We start from the raw sequence: 16,517 nt of genomic DNA on the forward strand, positions 1-16,517 counted from the left end.
CTCGACCTTATGCGCTCAAACATCGGGCCTGTTTTCAGCACCCTTTCCACGCGCCAGCGATGACAGGGTTCTGCGAAGATAAATGCCGGAGGCAGTCGCCTTGCTCAGATGGCCGTCCTGCATGATGGTTTGCCCACGCAGAAGGGTACGTACCGGCCATCCTCGCACCGCCAATCCTTCATAGGGCGTATAGTCCGAACCGTGTTGAAGGATATCGTTGGTGATCACCACCTCTTGGTCGGGATCCCACAGCGCGATATCGGCATCCGCGCCGATCGCGATTGTTCCCTTGCGCGGGTAGAGGCCATAGAGCTTCGCGTGGTTTGTCGAAGTCACCGCGACGAACTGATTGAGATCGATCCGGCCCTTCATCACCCCTTCCGAAAAGAGGATCGGCAACCGGGTGGCAACACCAGGAATGCCATTGGGGATCCAGCGAAAGCTCTGCTTGCCCCGTTCGTTTGATTTCCCCTCGCTATCGTTGAACCGAAACGGGCAATGATCCGAGGAGAACAGCTCGAACACGCCCTGCTCGATACCATCCCAGCAAGCCTCCTGGCTTTCCCGGTCGCGAGGCGGTGGCGAACAGACATACTTCGCGCCCTCAAGCGCGTCGTCGTCCAGATCCTCCGCCGTCAGCATCAGATATTGCGGACATGTCTCGCCCGCGATCTTCTGTCCCCGCTCCCGTGCGCGGCGAATTTCTTCCATCGCCTGCCGGTTGGAAACGTGAACGATCACGATCGCCGTGTCGACGATTTCGGCAAGCGACAATGCCCGATGCGTTGCTTCGCGCTCCGCCGCTATCGGCCGGGTCGTGGCGTGATATCTGGGCTCGAGCAACCCTTCCGCTTCATGGCGGCCAATCAGGTATCGGATCGCATCTTCGTTTTCGCAATGAACCATGGCCAGTGCGCCGGTTCGCCGGGCGGCATCGAGGGTCGACAGGATTTCGTCGTCGCGCAGTCGCAAACCATCATATGTCATGAAGATCTTGATGGACGTGTAGCCATCTGCCACCAGCGCCGGCAGTTCCTGGCCCAGAACCGCAGCGGATGGATCGGTGATCACGAGATGGAAGGCCGCATCGACATGGCAGTGTCCTTCTGCCTTGGCATGATAGGCCTCCAGCGCGCTACGCAGGCTCTGGCCCTTCTCTTGCATGCAAAAGGCAAGCACTGTCGTATTGCCACCGATCGCCGCGGAACGTGTGCCGCTGTCGAAACCATCTGCCATGACAATGCCGGGGCCTGACGGCTGATCGAGGTGGACATGGCTGTCTATGCCGCCAGGCATGACATACAGGCCCGTTGCATCGATGATCTCGTCGGCATCCACCAGCCCGGCTGCAAGAGCCGCAACTCGGCCATCGATGATACCGACATCACTCCTGAAGATATCGCTGGCAGTCACGACGGTGCCGTGGCGGATAACTGTATCGAAATGCATCTTGCTTTCCGCCCGAGCATTCAGCCGAGGCGCCGTGCTTGCGCAACGGTTCCGGTATCGCTCGAAAGCACGCGGTCGAATGCGGCCGTCAGGCGATCGACCTCTTCGAAGGTGTTGTAATGCACCATCGAAACACGAAGCATTCCATTGCGGTCGGTGACATCAAGATATTCCGCCAGCCGGCGGGAATGGAAGTCACCGAACCGAATGGCAATGTTCTCTTCGTCGATGGCCTTGCAGATTTCGGCTGCATCCCGGCCATCGAAGCGGAAGGAAATCGTCGGAACGCGCTTGCTGTCCCGATTGACGGCCTGCCCGATGATCTCGCAATCATTGCGCTGGCGCAGATACGCCAGCAGCCGCTCGACCAAGGTATCCTCCTGTCGCGTGATCGCTTCGAACGCCGCCTCGATCTTTTGCCGTGGCGAGCCTGTTGCGCCGGCGCGGATGCCGAGTTCGCAAAGATAGTCGACAATCCCGCAAGTGGCATAGGCGAGTTCGTAGTTCGGATTTCCAGGCTCCAGTTTGCCGGGAACTTTGTCCTTGCCGTAGAAGTAGTGATAGAGCGTGTCGAGTTCCAGCAGGAGGTCGTACTTCCCGTACATCAGCGCATAGTGCGGCCCATAGGTCTTGTAGAGACTGAAGACATAGTAGTCCGCGTCGAATGCCTGCACGTCCACCGCTCGATGCGGTGCGTAAGCCACGGCATCGACACACAATTTCGCGTTTCGAGCATGCACGAAGTCGGCAATCTCGCGAACGGGGTTGATTGAACCGAGGATGTTCGAGGCGTGAGAGACGCAGACGAGTTTCGTGCGTTTGTTCATCAGCGACTCGAGGTCGCCAAGATCAAGTTCGAGGGTCTTCCTGTCGAGAGGCCAGAACTTCACGACCACCCCGGCCGCTTGCAACCTGTCCCACGGGCCTATGTTTGACTCGTGGTCGCTGACGGTCACGACGATTTCGTCGCCCGGTTCGAGCTGGCTTGCCATGGCACGGGCCAGGTTCTGCAGCAGCGCGGTCGTCGAGCTTCCGAACACGATCTCCTCGGGTCGGCTGGCGTTGACCAGGTGCATGGCGGCCGTGCGCGCCTCGTAAAGCGCCTTCGCCGCGTCCTGCGACACCGCGTAGGATCCGCCAATCTGAACATTCTTCTCGATCAGGAACGTGTTGATACGGTCGAGCGCTCCCTGGAGGATCTGTGATCCCCCTGCATTGTCGAAGAAGGTCCAGCCCCGCGCGAGACCGGGAAACTGGGCGCGTGCGAAATCGATGTCCAACGGCTTGGTGATGGCCATTTGTATCATCCTTTGGAAGTGGTTCTAGTGGTTGAGGACGGCGCGCAGAAAACCGCGTGTTCGTTCTTCGCGAGGGGTATCAAATACTTCGGAAGGCGTTCCCGCCTCGACGATGCGCCCGCCATCCATGAAAATGACGCGATCGGCGACCTGACGCGCAAAACCCATCTCGTGGGTGACAACGACCATGGTGACGCCAGTGCCGGCCAGTGTGCGCATCACGTCAAGCACTTCACCAACCATTTCCGGATCGAGAGCCGAGGTCGGCTCATCGAAGAGCAGCGCCTTCGGCTCCATGGCCAGCGCACGCGCGATGGCTACGCGTTGCTGCTGCCCGCCCGAGAGCTGTGAGGGATATTTGTCGGCCTGCTCGGCGATACCGACGCGAGCAAGCAGTTCCCGCGCCTTGCGCTGGGCGTCTGCCAGCGCAGTCCCCCGCACCCGCATCGGCGCCAGCATGACATTGCGCAGCACCGTCATATGCGGGAACAGATTGAACGACTGGAACACCATGCCGACTTCGGCTCGCACCTTGGCGAGGGCCGTTCCCTGCCCGACCCGGATGCCATCCACGGTGATGCTGCATCGGGAATCGAAAGTCTCCAGATGATTGATGCAGCGGATCAATGTGGATTTCCCGGAGCCGGAGGGCCCGATGACGCAAACCACCTCGCCTTCGGCGATATCGAGATCGATGCCATGGAGAACCGTGAACTGACCGAAGGCTTTCGTCAGCCCGCGAATGGAAATGAGAGCAGCCATCAGCGTCTTCCCCGGCTGAAACGTTTTTCGAACCTGGCAACCATGCTGACCAGCGGCCAGAGCAGCAGAACATAGATAGCGGCCGCACCGATCAGCGGTGTCGGATTCGCGGCAAGCGATTGCGCCTGGGTGGCCTGCTTCAAGAGGTCCGGCATCGCAACGACCGACGCGAGCGCAGTATCCTTCAACACGTTGATGCAATTGTTGGTCAGCGGCGGAATGACGACACGGATTGCCTGCGGCAGGATGACGTCGATCATCGTGTGTTTGTTCGAGAGGCCCAAAGCCGCCGATGCTTCGAACTGCCCTCGCGGTATCGCTTCGATGCCCGCGCGGAAGATTTCGGCCGTGTAGGCGGCTGAAACAAGCGTGAGTGCCGTCACCGCGGACAACAAGGGAGAGAGCTTTATCCCGATAAAGGGTAGCGCGTAGTAGACGACGATCAGAAGAACGAGCAGCGGGATGGATCGGAAGAAGTCGACATAGATTCGGATGAAAGGCTTGAAGACGGCCGGCGCATAAAGACGGGCTACGGCCAGAAAGAGGCCACCGGCCAGCCCACAAAGAATGCTGGTAATGCCGATCTGAAGCGTGACGACGAGCCCGCGCAACAGTTGCGGCAGGCTGTCGAGCAGCACTTTGACGTTGAAGAAGGTATCGATGAGATTCATGCCGCGACGGCTCCCTTGGAGGCCGGCGAAGCTTGGGCTTCACCGGCCGGAGGCTTCACCGGTTTGTCGGTTATTTGGCAGCCGGCATGTCGAAGACGGCGACGGTTGAAGTCGCTTCCTCGGCTTTTGCGCCAAACCAGGTTTCGTGCAGTTTCGCGACGAAACCTTCCTTTTTCAGGGTTGTGATCACGGCGTTCACTTCCGCGGCGAGCGGATCACCCTTCTTGAACATCATCGAATATTTTTCGCCGGTCGGGATACGTTCGACGACCTTCAGATCGGGCTTGTCCTTGACGTAATAGAGGAGTGCGGGAATGTCGCTGACATAGCCGTCAATCCGCCCGGCGACGAGATCGAGCATCGCCGGGGAAAGGCCCTCGAAACGGCGGATTTCACCAAACTTGTAGTCGGCCTTGTGCTTGTCGGCCCACATATCTCCGGTCGACCCTGTATCGACGCCAATCACCTTACTATCCATTCCCTTGAGTCCGGTTATGCCCGAGGATGCGGTCACGGTGAGTGACTGATCGCTGTCATAATAGGGCTGCGCGAAGGCGACCGACTCCAGTCGCTTGTCAGTGATGGTGATCGAGGAGATGCCAATATTGATCCGCCCCGACTGAACGGCTGAAAACAGGCCGTTGAAAGGTGTGTTGACGAACTCGACCGACTTGCCGAGCCGCTTGCCGATTTCGTTGACGAGATCGATCTCGAATCCAGCGACTTTGCCGTCCGCATCCTGGAATTCCCAAGGGACGTTGCCGATGTTGGCCCCCACCGTGAGGTCGGCAGCGTGCGCGGCCACGACGCCAACGACGGCGCAAGTCGCGGAAAGCAGGATCGTTTTGAGTTTTGATGCCAGTGTCATGGGTCCCCTTGCCTTTTGATTTCGAAGTCTTTTACATGGTCTAACTGGTCTGACCAGTTAGACCACAAAAACACGGCTCTTTCCGCTTTGCAAGGCCACCGGTCGAAAATAGATTTGAACACCCCACTCGCACGGGGTGAAGAAGAGGGTGAGAATGCTGAACAAGACGCTTCTTCCGCAGTCAGTGGCTCGGGAAATCCAGGCCATGATCACAAGCGGGACACTGAAGCCGGGCGACAAGATTCCGTCGCAACGCGAGTTCTCACAAAACTTCGGCATCAGCCGCGCTTCACTCCGAGAAGCACTGCTGACGCTCGAAACGCTCGGCCTTCTGAAGACAGAACCTGGCCGGGGAACATTCGTTGCCAGCCCACCGCAAGGTCAGACGGGCCATATGGCGCCCTGGCGTTATTCGGAGAGCTTTTCCGTCTTCGACGTGTTCCAGACCCGTATCATGCTCGAAGGGGAAATCGCACGACTGGCCGCCGGACGCTTGACCCAACTCCAGCTCGAAAAGATGGAAGCCGCCACCCGCACGATGGAAGAAGGCTGGGCCCAACAGGACCGGCTGGCCAACGTCGAGGCCGACCTCGAATTCCACGCCATCATCGTTTCAGCCTGCTCAAATGCAGTGCTGCGCACACTCTATGAGACGATGCGCGACCAGTTGATCGAAACACAGCGCCAGCCGATTCCCATCACCGATCCGGAACGCATGAAGAACTCCATCGCCGAGCATCGGCGCATCATCAAGGCGCTGACAACGAGCGATAGCGCGGGTGCAAAGCACGAGATGGAATCCCATATCCGCAATACCGCGCAATGTGCGGGGCTGGCTCCTTAGTTCAATCAAAAGCAGGTCCAGGAACAGGCTTGCAAGAAAAGCCGCCCCTCTTCTGATTGAGCACAGCATTCCGCTGAACATCTCGAAAATAGACGCGCAATCGCCATTGCCACTGCCCCAAATGGGGTACGCGCCTTCACCCCGACTGCTTTACACGTAAACTGCCTTGACGGTGTGTGGGGGTGCCAGGCACCGCAAGGCAGGCCCAGCCGGTTCGATGTCTTATCGGCTGGGCGGCTTTCCAGTGTGTAACGCAGAAGGGGAACCTGCGGCATGTTCAGTATGAAGGAAAACCACTTTGCCCATGAAGGCAAAGCGGAGCGCTCCGCGATCAAGTTTTTCGATCCGTGGGAACACAAACTGGCTTTCGACGACGACCACAACGATCAGATGGTTCCGGCCGTCTCTGGCGAAAACCAGGACCGCTCAGACACGAGCGATCGCTGACCCAGCCTGAAGCAACTCAATCTCGCCGAAACCTCGAACCGCGCGAGAATGACGGCATCGACCGCGAGCGCTATCGGGCAAGGGCATGCGCCGGCTTTGTGTCGGCAATGCTTTCGGCCCACCCGAAAACCGGTGCGATGTATTGAACGACATCGGACAGGATTTGTTCGTAGTCCTCATGCCGGAAACTATAGGGAAGCTCCAGCCGCAGTTCTTCCACCTCGGCAAAGACCGGGTCGCGGAACAGCGCCTCCACGATTGCCTGCGACGGCCCGACCAGATCGCGGGCGAACAAGGTGCGCCGCTCGCCATGCGGTTTGCCCGTTCTTTCGTCGCGGCCTTCGCCATAGGCACGATAGCGCTGGCGCGTTGCCGGGTCGGCGCTGTCGAACGGCACGATGACGCGGCCGAGCGCGACGCGGCCATGACCTGGCTGTGATCTGAAGACCTCGAGTTGACGAAGTTGCGCCTGGAAGAAATCATCCGTGCCTTCGCCCGAAGTCACATTGCCGATAAGCAGGTTGAGACCGTTGCGGCCAGCCCATTCGGCGGACCGCAGCGAGCCGCCGCCATACCAGATCCGCTCTGAAAGGCCGGCAGCATAAGGCTGCAGCCTTGGCGTGACTCGACCTCCCGGAAACTCGACGACCGCGCCTAGCGCGCCGATCGGCTCACCCTTGAGGTTGCGGATAAAACGCAACACGCGTTCATGCGAAAAGTCGAAACCGCGCCAGTCGCCATCGAAGACCAGCGGCCCCAGTGTCTCGGCATGCGGCGGTGTGCCGGCACTCAACCCGACATTGAGCCGCCCACGAGACAGCACATCGACGGTCGAGAGATCTTCCGCCAACCGATAGGGGCTTTCATACCCGATCGGAATGACTGCGGTGCCGAGTTCGATCCTGCGGGTGCGCTGGCTGGCTGCCGCCAGAAAGGCTGCGGCCGAAGAGATACCAGGCTCCAGATGACGCTGTCGGACCCAGGCACCATCAAACCCGATGTCCTCGCCAAACTCGAACAATTGCAGCGTCTTTTCGAAGCCGGCAGCGGGATCATTGTCCGGATAGTTGCCGGGGGTAAGGAAGGCGAGGCGTCGGATGGAGGGGCTCGTCATCGACGGTACCCGCGACAGGCTGAAGCTTGCATCGGACTGACCCTCAATATTTCGGCAGGCCGGGCGGATTGGTGCGCGACTGTGCGATCGCCTCGGGTCCCAGATTCCACTTGTCGAGAACCTGCTTGTACTTGCCATCCTTGATGGTTTCATTGAGTGCCGCCGTGACAACGTCAGCGATGCCGCTGCCGCGTCGCGTCACCACTCCGACATCCGTGGTCAGCGGCCAGCCGGCATTGACCGTGCCCACCAGTCGCGCATCGCCGGTCACCGCCGCCTGATAGGACTGAACTGCATTGACGCTGAAGACAGCATCCGCACGTCCGGACCGCAGCGCCAGGTTCGACGCCGCCTCGTCGTCGAACAGGATGATCTCGACCGGTTTCAACCCGGCTTCGCGGTTGCGACGGTCCCATTCCACGATGATCTTTTCCTGGATGGTGCCGGGATCGGTGACGATCTTCAGACCGGCAATGTCCTTGGGTTCGGCGATCTTTTGGATCGGACTGTCGTTGCGGACATAGAAGCCGTGCAGTCCCTGCCTGTAGCTGGAAAAGTCGTATTTGAGCTTGCGTTCTTCGGTCACGCCGACATTGGAGATCACGGCATCGAATTTGCCGGAGACAATGCCAAGCGGCCAGTCTTCCCAGGCGACCACCACCAGCTTCAGGGGCCGGCCGAGCTTGTCGGCGACAAGCTGGGCAATGTCGGGATCGGCGCCGATGACAGTGGCAGCATCCGTAGCGTAGCTGGCGATCGGCGGCACGCCTGACGGCGAGACGGCTACTGTGAACACCCCTTCGTCGACGAAGTGGAAATCCTTCGGGATCGACTTCACCAGCGCATCGTCCTTGTCGGCGCGCACACGGCCGCTCTGCTCGGGGCTGAGGTCGAATTGCGCAGTGGCTGACGCGCCTGCAGTCACAAGCAGTGCAGCAAGGAAGGCAGGGGCAAGAAGGCGAGTTCCGGGAAACATGGCGTAGCTCTTTTTTGAATCTGGGAAGCGGCAAGGCCGCAGGCGCGTCCGACGCCTGCGGCCATCAAGCGTTCACTCAGCTGTTGGGCTTCGGCAGGCCGAGAGGATTGGTGGCCGACTTGTCGATCGCCTCCTCGGTCAGGCTCCACTTCTTCAGAACCTCGCCATATTTGCCGCTGGCGATCAGTTCGTTGACGGCAACCGTGAAGGCATCGGCCAACCCGCTGCCCTTGCGCGTGGCGACCGCGATTTCGGCGGTGCGCGGCCAGCCGCCGCTGACGACGCCGACCAGCTTGGTTCCGCCATTCACCGCCGCACCGTAGGCCAGGGTCGCGTTGGGGTTGAATTCGGCATCCGCCCTGCCCGACTGGATCGCCAGCTGGCTGGCCGCCCGATCGTCATAATACTGAACCTCGACCGGCTTCAGCCCGGCGGCGACATTCTCGCGATCCCACTCCAGCAGGATCTTCTCCTGGTTGGTGCCGGCGCCGGTGATGACCTTCAACCCGGCGACATCCTTAGGCTCCTTGATCGATGTGATCGGGCTGTCCTTCTTGACGTAGAAACCAAGCACGTCTTGCCGGTAGGTGGAGAAGTCGAACTTCTCCTTGCGCTCTTCGGTCACCGTCACGTTGCTGATGACGGCATCGAACTTGCCGGAAGACAAACCGAGCGGCCAGTCTTCCCAGGCGACCGCGACGAGGTTGAGTTTAAGCCCGAGTGTCTCGGCAAGCAGGACAGCCAGATCCGGATCTGTACCGACGACGGCCTTGGCATCCGTCGCATAGGTGGCAACCGGCGGATCCCACGGATTGATGCCGACAGTCAGGACGCCGGGCTCGACGAACTTGTAGTCCTTCGGGATCGCCGTGATGGCCTTTTCGTTCTTTTCCGCATGAACACGCGTTGGCTGTTCCGGGCTGAGGTCGAACTCGGCGGCAACAGCGGTGGTCGCCCACAGCCCAAGGCCAGCGATGCCGGCTGCCAGATAGGAAAATCGATTGCGATGGAGTGTCATTGCCTGCTCCTGTTTCGGGACGTGCGAAAACTTGCCCGACACGTAAGGACGGGCGCGCCAGAGCTCCGCACATATGACTGGCGCAAAAAGCCGTGGATCAGAGAACTTTGGCCAGGAAAGCGCGGGTTCGCGGATGCGACGGGTCGCTGAAGAGCTTCGCGGGCGGCGCCACTTCCACCACCTTACCGCTTTCCATGAAGACGACGGTGTCGGCGATCTCCCTGGCAAATCCAATTTCGTGGGTGACGATCACCAGCGTCGTGCCCGAATCCGCCAGTTCCTTGATGACGTCGAGAACCTCACCGACCAGTTCCGGATCGAGCGCCGAAGTCGGCTCGTCGAACAACAGGACCTTTGGCCTCAGCGCCAGCGCCCTGGCGATCGCCACGCGTTGCTGCTGTCCGCCTGACAGATGGCGCGGATAGGCGCCGGCCTTGTCGGAGAGTCCGATACGGGCCAGGAGATCGAGGGCGATTTCAACCGCTTCGGCGCGTGGCACGCCATGCACCGAGACCGGCGCCTCGATGATATTCTCCACCACCGTCAGATGCGGAAACAGGTTGAAGTTCTGGAACACCATGCCGACAGCCGAACGGCGGCGGCGAATGGCACCTTCCTTCAGCTCGTAGAGCACGTTGCCGTCGCGCTCGTAGCCGATCAATTCGTCGTCGATCGAGATGAAGCCTTCATCGGCACGTTCAAGATGATTGATCGTGCGCAGCAACGTCGATTTGCCTGCACCCGACGGCCCGATGATGGCGGTGACCGTTCCCGGTGCCAGGGTGAGGCTGACCTGGTCAAGCACGGTCAGGATGCCGAAACGCTTGCTCACGTCACGGATCTCGATACGGCCCGCGCCACGGTCGCCAAGATTGACGGTAGCCAGAGGCTTGCGCACGACCGGCTGCCTTGTTTCAACCACGGCTTGCTGGCCGGCCCGAGCCGGCGCGAAGGGCAGGCCCGACAGAAATGCGGCGATCCGCCTGACCACGGGGCTCGGTGCCTTCCGCGTGGCTCCTTTGGAATAATACTGCTCGATCGCGATCTGAATGAGCGAAAGCGCGCTCATGATGACCAGATACCAGACCGTCGCCACCATCAGCAGCGGGATAACCTCCAGATTACGGCGGTAGATGACCTGGACGGTGTAGAACAGTTCCGGCAAAGCGAGCACGTAGACCATCGAGGTCGATTTCGCGAGACCGATGATCTCGTTGAAGCCGCTCGGCAGGATTGCGCGCATCGCTTGCGGCAGCACGATGTTGAGCGCCTGCCGCCGCCGCGACAGGCCAAGTGCTGCGGCAGCCTCGTGCTGCCCGTGATCGACCGACAGGATGCCGCCCCGGATGATCTCGGCCGAAAAGGCGGCCTGGTTCAGGCTGAGCCCGATAAGCGCCACCGCGAAGGGGCTGAGCACCTCGACGGTGTTGTATTGCGCGAACAAGATGCTGGTGAACGGCACGCCGACATCGACCGTCGGATAGAGATAACCGAGATTGTTCAGCACCAGCAGCAGCACGATCAGCGGGATCGAACGCAGGAACCAGATATAGGCCCAGGAGACGCCAGACAGCAGTGGTGATGTCGACACGCGCGCAAAGGCCAGCACGGTACCGAGCAGGAAGCCCAGGGCGGATGCCAGCACCGTCAGAAGCAAAGTGCGGCCAAGGCCGACCAGGACTGGTTCGGAGAAGAAGAACTTCGCGAAAACATCCCAACCCCAGCGCGGGTTGGTGAGAATGGAGTGGAGCGTGACCGCGATGAGCAGGACCGCCACCACCGTACCGACCGTACGCCAATGGTGCTTGGCCGGCACGACCTTGTAGCCAGTATGGCTTTCAATGGATCGTGATCGCCTGGCGGCGGAAATCTCGCCAACATCCGTAACTGTTGTCATTCGACTCCGCCTCTCCGGAAATATCCTAATGATCGTCAGATATTCTCAATTCAACAGAGCCATATTCAGAATTATATTCACTTGGTCACGGCAAGTTTTTTCAACTTTTTGCCAGTAATTGACATTACTATTCAAATCGAAATCTCAATTACTGAATCTCTTCGCTAAAACCCGTTCAACTCGCTTTGCGGATGGGCTCGATTGCTGCGACAGTCAGTGCGCTGATATCCTTCTCGAAAGGCAGCGATCCGTGGATTTCCGGATCGACGGTCGTGTCGAACAGCGCGGTGTAGCCGGAGTTGAGATAGAGGCCCGCGGCTTCGGGCTGGCGAAAGCCGGTCGTCAGGTAGATTCTGCCGTAGCCCTGTCGCGCGGCCTGTGCCTCGAGTTCCGCCAGGATGACGCGCGCCAGCCCTTGCCGACGCAGATCGATATGGGTCCAGACACGTTTGAGTTCCGCGGTGCGTTCGTCATAACGCTTGAAGGCACCACCCGCGATGGCCTTGCCGTCGCGGATCAGCAGGACGAAAGCGCCATGGGGTGGAGCAAACAGTTCGGCGGGGTAACGCGCCATTTCGGCGCCCGCCGGCTCGCCCCAATAATTGCCGTAACGCGTCTCATATTCCCAGGTCAGAGCCTCGATCAGCGGCTGCGCGCGCGGATCGAGGGGGGTCGTGTAAAGAAAGCCGTCGGTCATGGCGCGTCGGTTCCTTCAGGCGTGAGGATTGGGGGGCTGCCGTTGCGGTCGGCCAGATAGTCCTGCACCAGATGTACCCAGTAGCGGGCGGCATCGATCAGGATGTCGTCGTTGAAATCGTAGCGCGGGCTGTGCAGGTCGGCGCTGTCGCCATTGCCGACGAAGAGATAGCTGCCCGGTCGCTCCTGCAGCATGAAGGCGAAGTCCTCGCTTGCCGTGATCGGCCGAAAGTCAGGCTCCAGCCGCCGTTCGCCGAAGTGACGGGACGCAACCTGGCGCGCAAACGTTGTTTCCCGCTCGTGATTGACCAGCGTGGAGTAGCCGCGTGGATAACTGATCTCGACCCTTGCGCCATAGCTCTCGGCCTGTGCCTCGGCCAGGGCGATGATGCGGGCCTTGATCTGCTCACGCACGGCTTCGTTGAAGCTACGCACCGTCAGCTTCAGCTCGACGCTGTCGGGTATGACGTTGGCGGCAATGCCGCCATTGATGGTGCCGACGGTCACGACAGCGGTCTCGAGCGGGTCGACATTACGCGAGACGACGGTCTGGAGCGCCAGCACCAGTGAAGCCGCCGCAACGATCGGATCGACCGCTTGCGCCGGTTTTGCGCCGTGACCGCCTTTGCCGATGACGCGGATGATGACGAGGTCGACCGAAGCCATCGTCGGGCCGGAGCGGAAACCGAACTGGCCGGCCGGTACGCCGGGCCAATTGTGCAATCCGAAGACCGTGTCCACTGGGAAGCGCTCGAACAGTCCGTCGCCGATCATGGCGCGGGCGCCGGCGCCCCCCTCTTCCGAGGGTTGGAAGATCGCCCGGAACGTTCCGGAGAATTTCCGGGTTTCGGCAAGATAGCGCGCGGCAGCCAGCAGGATTGCCGTGTGACCATCATGACCGCAGGCATGCATGGTGCCCGGCGTTGTGCTGGCATAGGCAAGGTCGGTTGCCTCCACGATGGGCAGCGCGTCCATGTCGGCCCGTATGCCGATCGCGGCATTGCCGTCGCCGTTGCGCAATGTGCCGACAACGCCGGTCTTGCCGACGCCACGCGTTACTTCATAGCCCCAGGCTTCCAGCAACTCGGCCACAAGCGCCGAGGTTTTCACTTCCCGGAACCCCATTTCCGGCTCGCTATGCAGCCTGTGGCGCAAGGCGACGAATTCATCGCGATAGCCGAGAAGCGTGGAAGCGACGTCGTCCTTGACCGGAGCGGCTTGGTGAATGGTCATCAGGCAGCGCGCTCCGCCGCCGACTTTGCCTCGTCGCCGGGATGCTGGTAGCGACTTTCCTTGAAGGGTAGGCCTAGATGATCGCGCAGTGTTTTGCCGGTCAACTTGCTGCTATGGCGGCCGCGCGCCTCGAGCAGCGGCAGGACGTGCCCCACGAAATCTTCCAACCCTTCGGTGATCACCTGGAAGGAAAGAACGAAGCCGTCGGCCGCGCCGCCATCGACCCAGCGAGTGATCTCATCCGCCACCTTTTCGGGCGTGCCGATGAACTTCGTCCGTGGTGTTGCCACTTCCAGAGCGACTTCCCGCAGCGTCTGACCGCGCTCGCGGGCAGTCCGCTTGATGCGATCGGTGGTCGAGCGGAAGTTGTTCTGGCCAATGTCGCCGAGATCCGGGAACGGCTCATCGAGCGGATAGGCCGCAAAATCGTGATGATCGAAGAAGCGGCCGAGATAACGCAGCGCTTCCGGCACGCTGACGAGATCGCGGATCTGGTGATATTTTCGCTCTGCCTCCGCCTCGGTGGCTCCGACGATCGGTGCAATGCCCGGGAATATCTTGATGTCGTCGGCACCGCGGCCATGCGCTATCGCGGCATCTTTCAGCCGGCGGGAAAGTGCCTTGTTTTCCTCGAAGGAGTCGGCACCGGCAAAGACAGCGTCCGCATGACGCCCGCCCAGCGAGACCCCATCCTCGGAAGCGCCTGCCTGGAACAGCACTGGCTGCCCCTGGGCAGAGCGGCCAAGATTGAGCGGTCCTTCAGCCGAGTGGAACTGCCCCTTGTAGTCAAGGCGGTGCATCCTGGAGAAATCGACATACTGGCCGGTCTCGCGATCACGCACGAAGGCATCGTCGTCCCAGGAATCCCATAAGCCCTTGACGATCTCGATGTGCTCGGCGGCTATTTGATAGCGCAGCGCATGCTCGGGATGCTTGTCGCGGCCATAATTCTTGGCCGAGCCTTCCAGTGGGGACGTCACTGCATTCCATCCGGCGCGACCGCCGCTCACCAGGTCGACGGAACCGAACTGCCGTGCCACCGTGAACGGATCGCTGTAGGAGGTCGACAATGTCCCGACCAAACCGATGCGGTCGGTTGCGACGGCCAGGGCCGACAGCAGCACGATCGGCTCGAACCGGTTGAGGAAATGCGGGATCGACTGTTCGTTGATGTAGAGCCCGTCGGCCACGAACGCGAAAGCGATGCCGGCCGCCTCAGCTTGCCTGGCGGTCCTGACGTAATAGTCGAAATTGGTACTGGCATCGACCGGCACGCTTGGGTGCCGCCAGGCATTCATATGGCCACCTGGACCTTGCAGCATGATGCCGAACGGAATGCGTTTTTCACTCATGGCGCGAATCCTTCTCCCCGGGGCGGGTTGCCTTAAGCCGCGACAGCCGAACGCCGCCGCGCCAGGAGCTCCAGCGTGGCAAGGCGCCAGGAGCCATTGACGGCCGGTTCGACGATGAACTCGGCAATGCCGTAGCGGCCGGCCAGGCGATCGAACTCGGACCACACCTGATCGGGAGTGCCCGCGATCACGCTCGACTGCTTCGGTTCGATACGGTATTCGGCGGCGCCGATCTGGCGTGCATATTCCTCGGCCTGCTCCGCGCTGCCGACCGTCACGCTCTGTGCGCCCGGCACATGCACCTTGAACAGCTTGGTGTTTTCCGCTTCAGCGATGGCCTCGCCGGCATATTCCGAAACGATCGCGGATACAGCCACGATCGGCGCCTTACCGGCGATGCTGTGATAGGTCGAAGCCACTGCATCGAGCAGGGCGTCGTCACCGTTGAGATGGCGCGCGAAGACGAACTCCCAGCCATGCGCTGCGGCGAGTTCCGCGCTCTCTACGCTGGCGCCGAGCAGGAAGCGCTGCGGCGCAATCGTTGGCAATGGCGTAGCGGCCAGTCCTTCGACCGGCCCTTTGCGGTCGAGATATGCGCCAAGCTCGGCAATCTGCTGTGCGAAGTCCGGCTTGCGCGCCGGATCGCGATCCGCCTGCAGTGCGCGGGTAGAAAGCGGCAGGCCGCCCGGCGCCTTGCCGACACCGAGGTCAACACGACCTGGCGCCAGCGCGGCAAGCAGGTTGAAGTTCTCGGCCACTTTGTAGGCACTGTAGTGCTGCAGCATGACGCCGCCCGAACCGATCCTGATGCGGCTGGTGTGGGCGAGCAGATGGGAGATCAGGATCTCCGGCGACGAACTGGCGAGATCGGGAACGTTGTGATGCTCCGCCACCCAGAAGCGATGATAGCCGAGGCGCTCCGCCAGCTGGGCCAGCGCGATGGTGCGCTTCAGCGCATCGGTCGGGCTGTCCTGGCCGACAAGCGGGCTCTTATCCAAGGCACTCAAAACGTAGGACATGTCATCCCCTTCTTCGTCACCGCACCGCCCAGGATTTTAGTCGATTAATTCGATAGATTTTATAGACTCTTTGGCGAAATTGCCGGCTTATGGAGAAAAGCCTTTCAGCCTGCGAGCAAAATCCGGAATGCCTCGCTCGCTTTGACGAAAGACGGTAGGCCGCCTTCAAAGCAATTCCAGGAAAGGTGCGTGGCGGTTTTCCGTTCGGAATTGCGTGGAACTGGAATCCGAGCCGTCTCGTGGAGCACGGAAGCCCTCTATGGATGAGCCGGCGGGATGAACTCGCGCTCCACGAGAGCCGTGAGGATCGGTTCGGCGCCGGCGACGAATTGTCTGCCGCCGGCTTCACCAGAAGCCTGCCCGGACGTTTCACCCGGCGGCAATATCAGGATAGGCAATGCCTGGTTCGCCTCCCCCACCAAGGCGACAACTTCGGCACGCGGCCGTTTGAAATCAATCCGCCGGATATCCAGCACGTCCTCGAGCGCCGGAAACGAGGCAATCACACCTTCGACCAGCGCCGAATGCCGGCAGAAGAAGCGTTGCTGCGGATACGCCGCATCCTCGAAATTGGGGGTCAGCAGGAAAAGCAGCGGTTTTTGCAGGTGGCTCGTTGTCAAAGGAGTATCCCATCCATGTCCATCGCGTAGACGCACGCACCCGAGCTGGAAAGGCATCCTGTTTCAGCCTCGACCGAGTGAAGCGCATCGGGGAAAGCCCATACAGCCCTCCGATATTGATACAAACTCTTGTGGAGATTGCAGGGATGGGAAAGGAAACCGGCCCTCTCTCCGGCGTTTGCTGCGAACGATTTTTGCGCAGGTGTCGTTGTCGATAGATTCCGGGGGCAACCGGAATGCGCATACGCCGATG

General features: G+C 60.6%; 16 protein-coding genes. 2 read left to right on the forward strand and 14 right to left on the reverse strand.

Annotated elements, in window-relative coordinates; all coding sequences use genetic code 11:
• Positions 1-15 precede the first annotated feature (15 nt).
• The 5 genes from hydA to AC3WTO_RS19555 form a co-directional block, all read right to left on the reverse strand.
• Positions 16-1,449: a dihydropyrimidinase gene (gene hydA, locus AC3WTO_RS19535; RefSeq protein ID WP_492462557.1), complete on the reverse strand. Its 1,434-nt coding sequence runs from the start codon at positions 1,447-1,449 to the stop codon at positions 16-18.
• A gap of 20 nt (positions 1,450-1,469) precedes the next feature.
• Complete coding sequence (locus tag AC3WTO_RS19540) at positions 1,470-2,747, reverse strand: cysteine desulfurase-like protein (RefSeq protein ID WP_492462558.1); 1,278 nt, start codon at positions 2,745-2,747, stop codon at positions 1,470-1,472.
• A gap of 24 nt (positions 2,748-2,771) precedes the next feature.
• Positions 2,772-3,509: an amino acid ABC transporter ATP-binding protein gene (locus AC3WTO_RS19545; RefSeq protein WP_144222581.1), complete on the reverse strand. Its 738-nt coding sequence runs from the start codon at positions 3,507-3,509 to the stop codon at positions 2,772-2,774.
• Positions 3,509-4,180: an amino acid ABC transporter permease gene (locus AC3WTO_RS19550; RefSeq protein WP_492462559.1), complete on the reverse strand. Its 672-nt coding sequence runs from the start codon at positions 4,178-4,180 to the stop codon at positions 3,509-3,511. The genes AC3WTO_RS19545 and AC3WTO_RS19550 overlap by 1 nt, the downstream gene beginning before the upstream one ends.
• 70 nt (positions 4,181-4,250) lie before the next feature.
• Positions 4,251-5,048, reverse strand: coding sequence for an ABC transporter substrate-binding protein (locus AC3WTO_RS19555; protein WP_129413073.1), 798 nt, complete (start codon positions 5,046-5,048; stop codon positions 4,251-4,253).
• Positions 5,049-5,202: 154 nt separating this feature from the next.
• Between AC3WTO_RS19555 and AC3WTO_RS19560 the strand changes: the two genes are divergently transcribed.
• Both AC3WTO_RS19560 and AC3WTO_RS19565 read left to right on the forward strand, forming a co-directional pair.
• The gene (locus tag AC3WTO_RS19560; RefSeq protein WP_492462560.1) at positions 5,203-5,892 is read left to right on the forward strand and encodes a FadR/GntR family transcriptional regulator; all 690 of its coding nucleotides are present in this window, start codon (positions 5,203-5,205) and stop codon (positions 5,890-5,892) included.
• 273 nt (positions 5,893-6,165) lie between these two features.
• On the forward strand, positions 6,166-6,339 hold the full coding sequence (locus AC3WTO_RS19565) for a hypothetical protein (protein WP_492558433.1): 174 nt from the start codon (positions 6,166-6,168) through the stop codon (positions 6,337-6,339).
• A 70-nt stretch (positions 6,340-6,409) separates the two neighbouring features.
• Here the strand turns inward: AC3WTO_RS19565 and AC3WTO_RS19570 are convergent, their stop codons facing one another.
• The 9 genes from AC3WTO_RS19570 to AC3WTO_RS19610 form a co-directional block, all read right to left on the reverse strand.
• Entirely contained in the window at positions 6,410-7,453 is a 1,044-nt protein-coding gene (locus tag AC3WTO_RS19570; protein ID WP_492462562.1) for an LLM class flavin-dependent oxidoreductase, read from the reverse strand.
• Between the two features lie 43 nt (positions 7,454-7,496).
• Positions 7,497-8,429 (reverse strand): ABC transporter substrate-binding protein, encoded by a 933-nt coding sequence (locus tag AC3WTO_RS19575; protein ID WP_492462563.1) that lies wholly within the window; start codon positions 8,427-8,429, stop codon positions 7,497-7,499.
• 76 nt (positions 8,430-8,505) lie between these two features.
• On the reverse strand, positions 8,506-9,447 hold the full coding sequence (locus AC3WTO_RS19580; RefSeq protein WP_492462564.1) for an ABC transporter substrate-binding protein: 942 nt from the start codon (positions 9,445-9,447) through the stop codon (positions 8,506-8,508).
• Positions 9,448-9,544: 97 nt separating this feature from the next.
• Positions 9,545-11,344 carry an amino acid ABC transporter permease/ATP-binding protein gene (locus AC3WTO_RS19585; RefSeq protein ID WP_492462565.1) on the reverse strand — a complete coding sequence of 600 codons (1,800 nt, stop codon included), beginning with the start codon at positions 11,342-11,344 and terminating at the stop codon, positions 9,545-9,547.
• Between the two features lie 175 nt (positions 11,345-11,519).
• Positions 11,520-12,041 carry a GNAT family N-acetyltransferase gene (locus AC3WTO_RS19590; protein WP_492462566.1) on the reverse strand — a complete coding sequence of 174 codons (522 nt, stop codon included), beginning with the start codon at positions 12,039-12,041 and terminating at the stop codon, positions 11,520-11,522.
• Positions 12,038-13,273 carry a M20 aminoacylase family protein gene (locus AC3WTO_RS19595; RefSeq protein ID WP_492462567.1) on the reverse strand — a complete coding sequence of 412 codons (1,236 nt, stop codon included), beginning with the start codon at positions 13,271-13,273 and terminating at the stop codon, positions 12,038-12,040. Before AC3WTO_RS19595 ends, AC3WTO_RS19590 begins: the two co-directional genes overlap by 4 nt.
• Positions 13,273-14,625 (reverse strand): LLM class flavin-dependent oxidoreductase, encoded by a 1,353-nt coding sequence (locus AC3WTO_RS19600; protein ID WP_492462568.1) that lies wholly within the window; start codon positions 14,623-14,625, stop codon positions 13,273-13,275. Before AC3WTO_RS19600 ends, AC3WTO_RS19595 begins: the two co-directional genes overlap by 1 nt.
• Before the next feature lie 32 nt (positions 14,626-14,657).
• Entirely contained in the window at positions 14,658-15,644 is a 987-nt protein-coding gene (locus tag AC3WTO_RS19605) for an MsnO8 family LLM class oxidoreductase (RefSeq protein WP_492462569.1), read from the reverse strand.
• A 257-nt stretch (positions 15,645-15,901) separates the two neighbouring features.
• Complete coding sequence (locus tag AC3WTO_RS19610; protein WP_492462570.1) at positions 15,902-16,321, reverse strand: DUF3088 domain-containing protein; 420 nt, start codon at positions 16,319-16,321, stop codon at positions 15,902-15,904.
• Positions 16,322-16,517 lie beyond the last annotated feature (196 nt).

It is taken from the genome of Mesorhizobium sp. EU05-FHT14A09 (genome assembly GCF_058790995.1).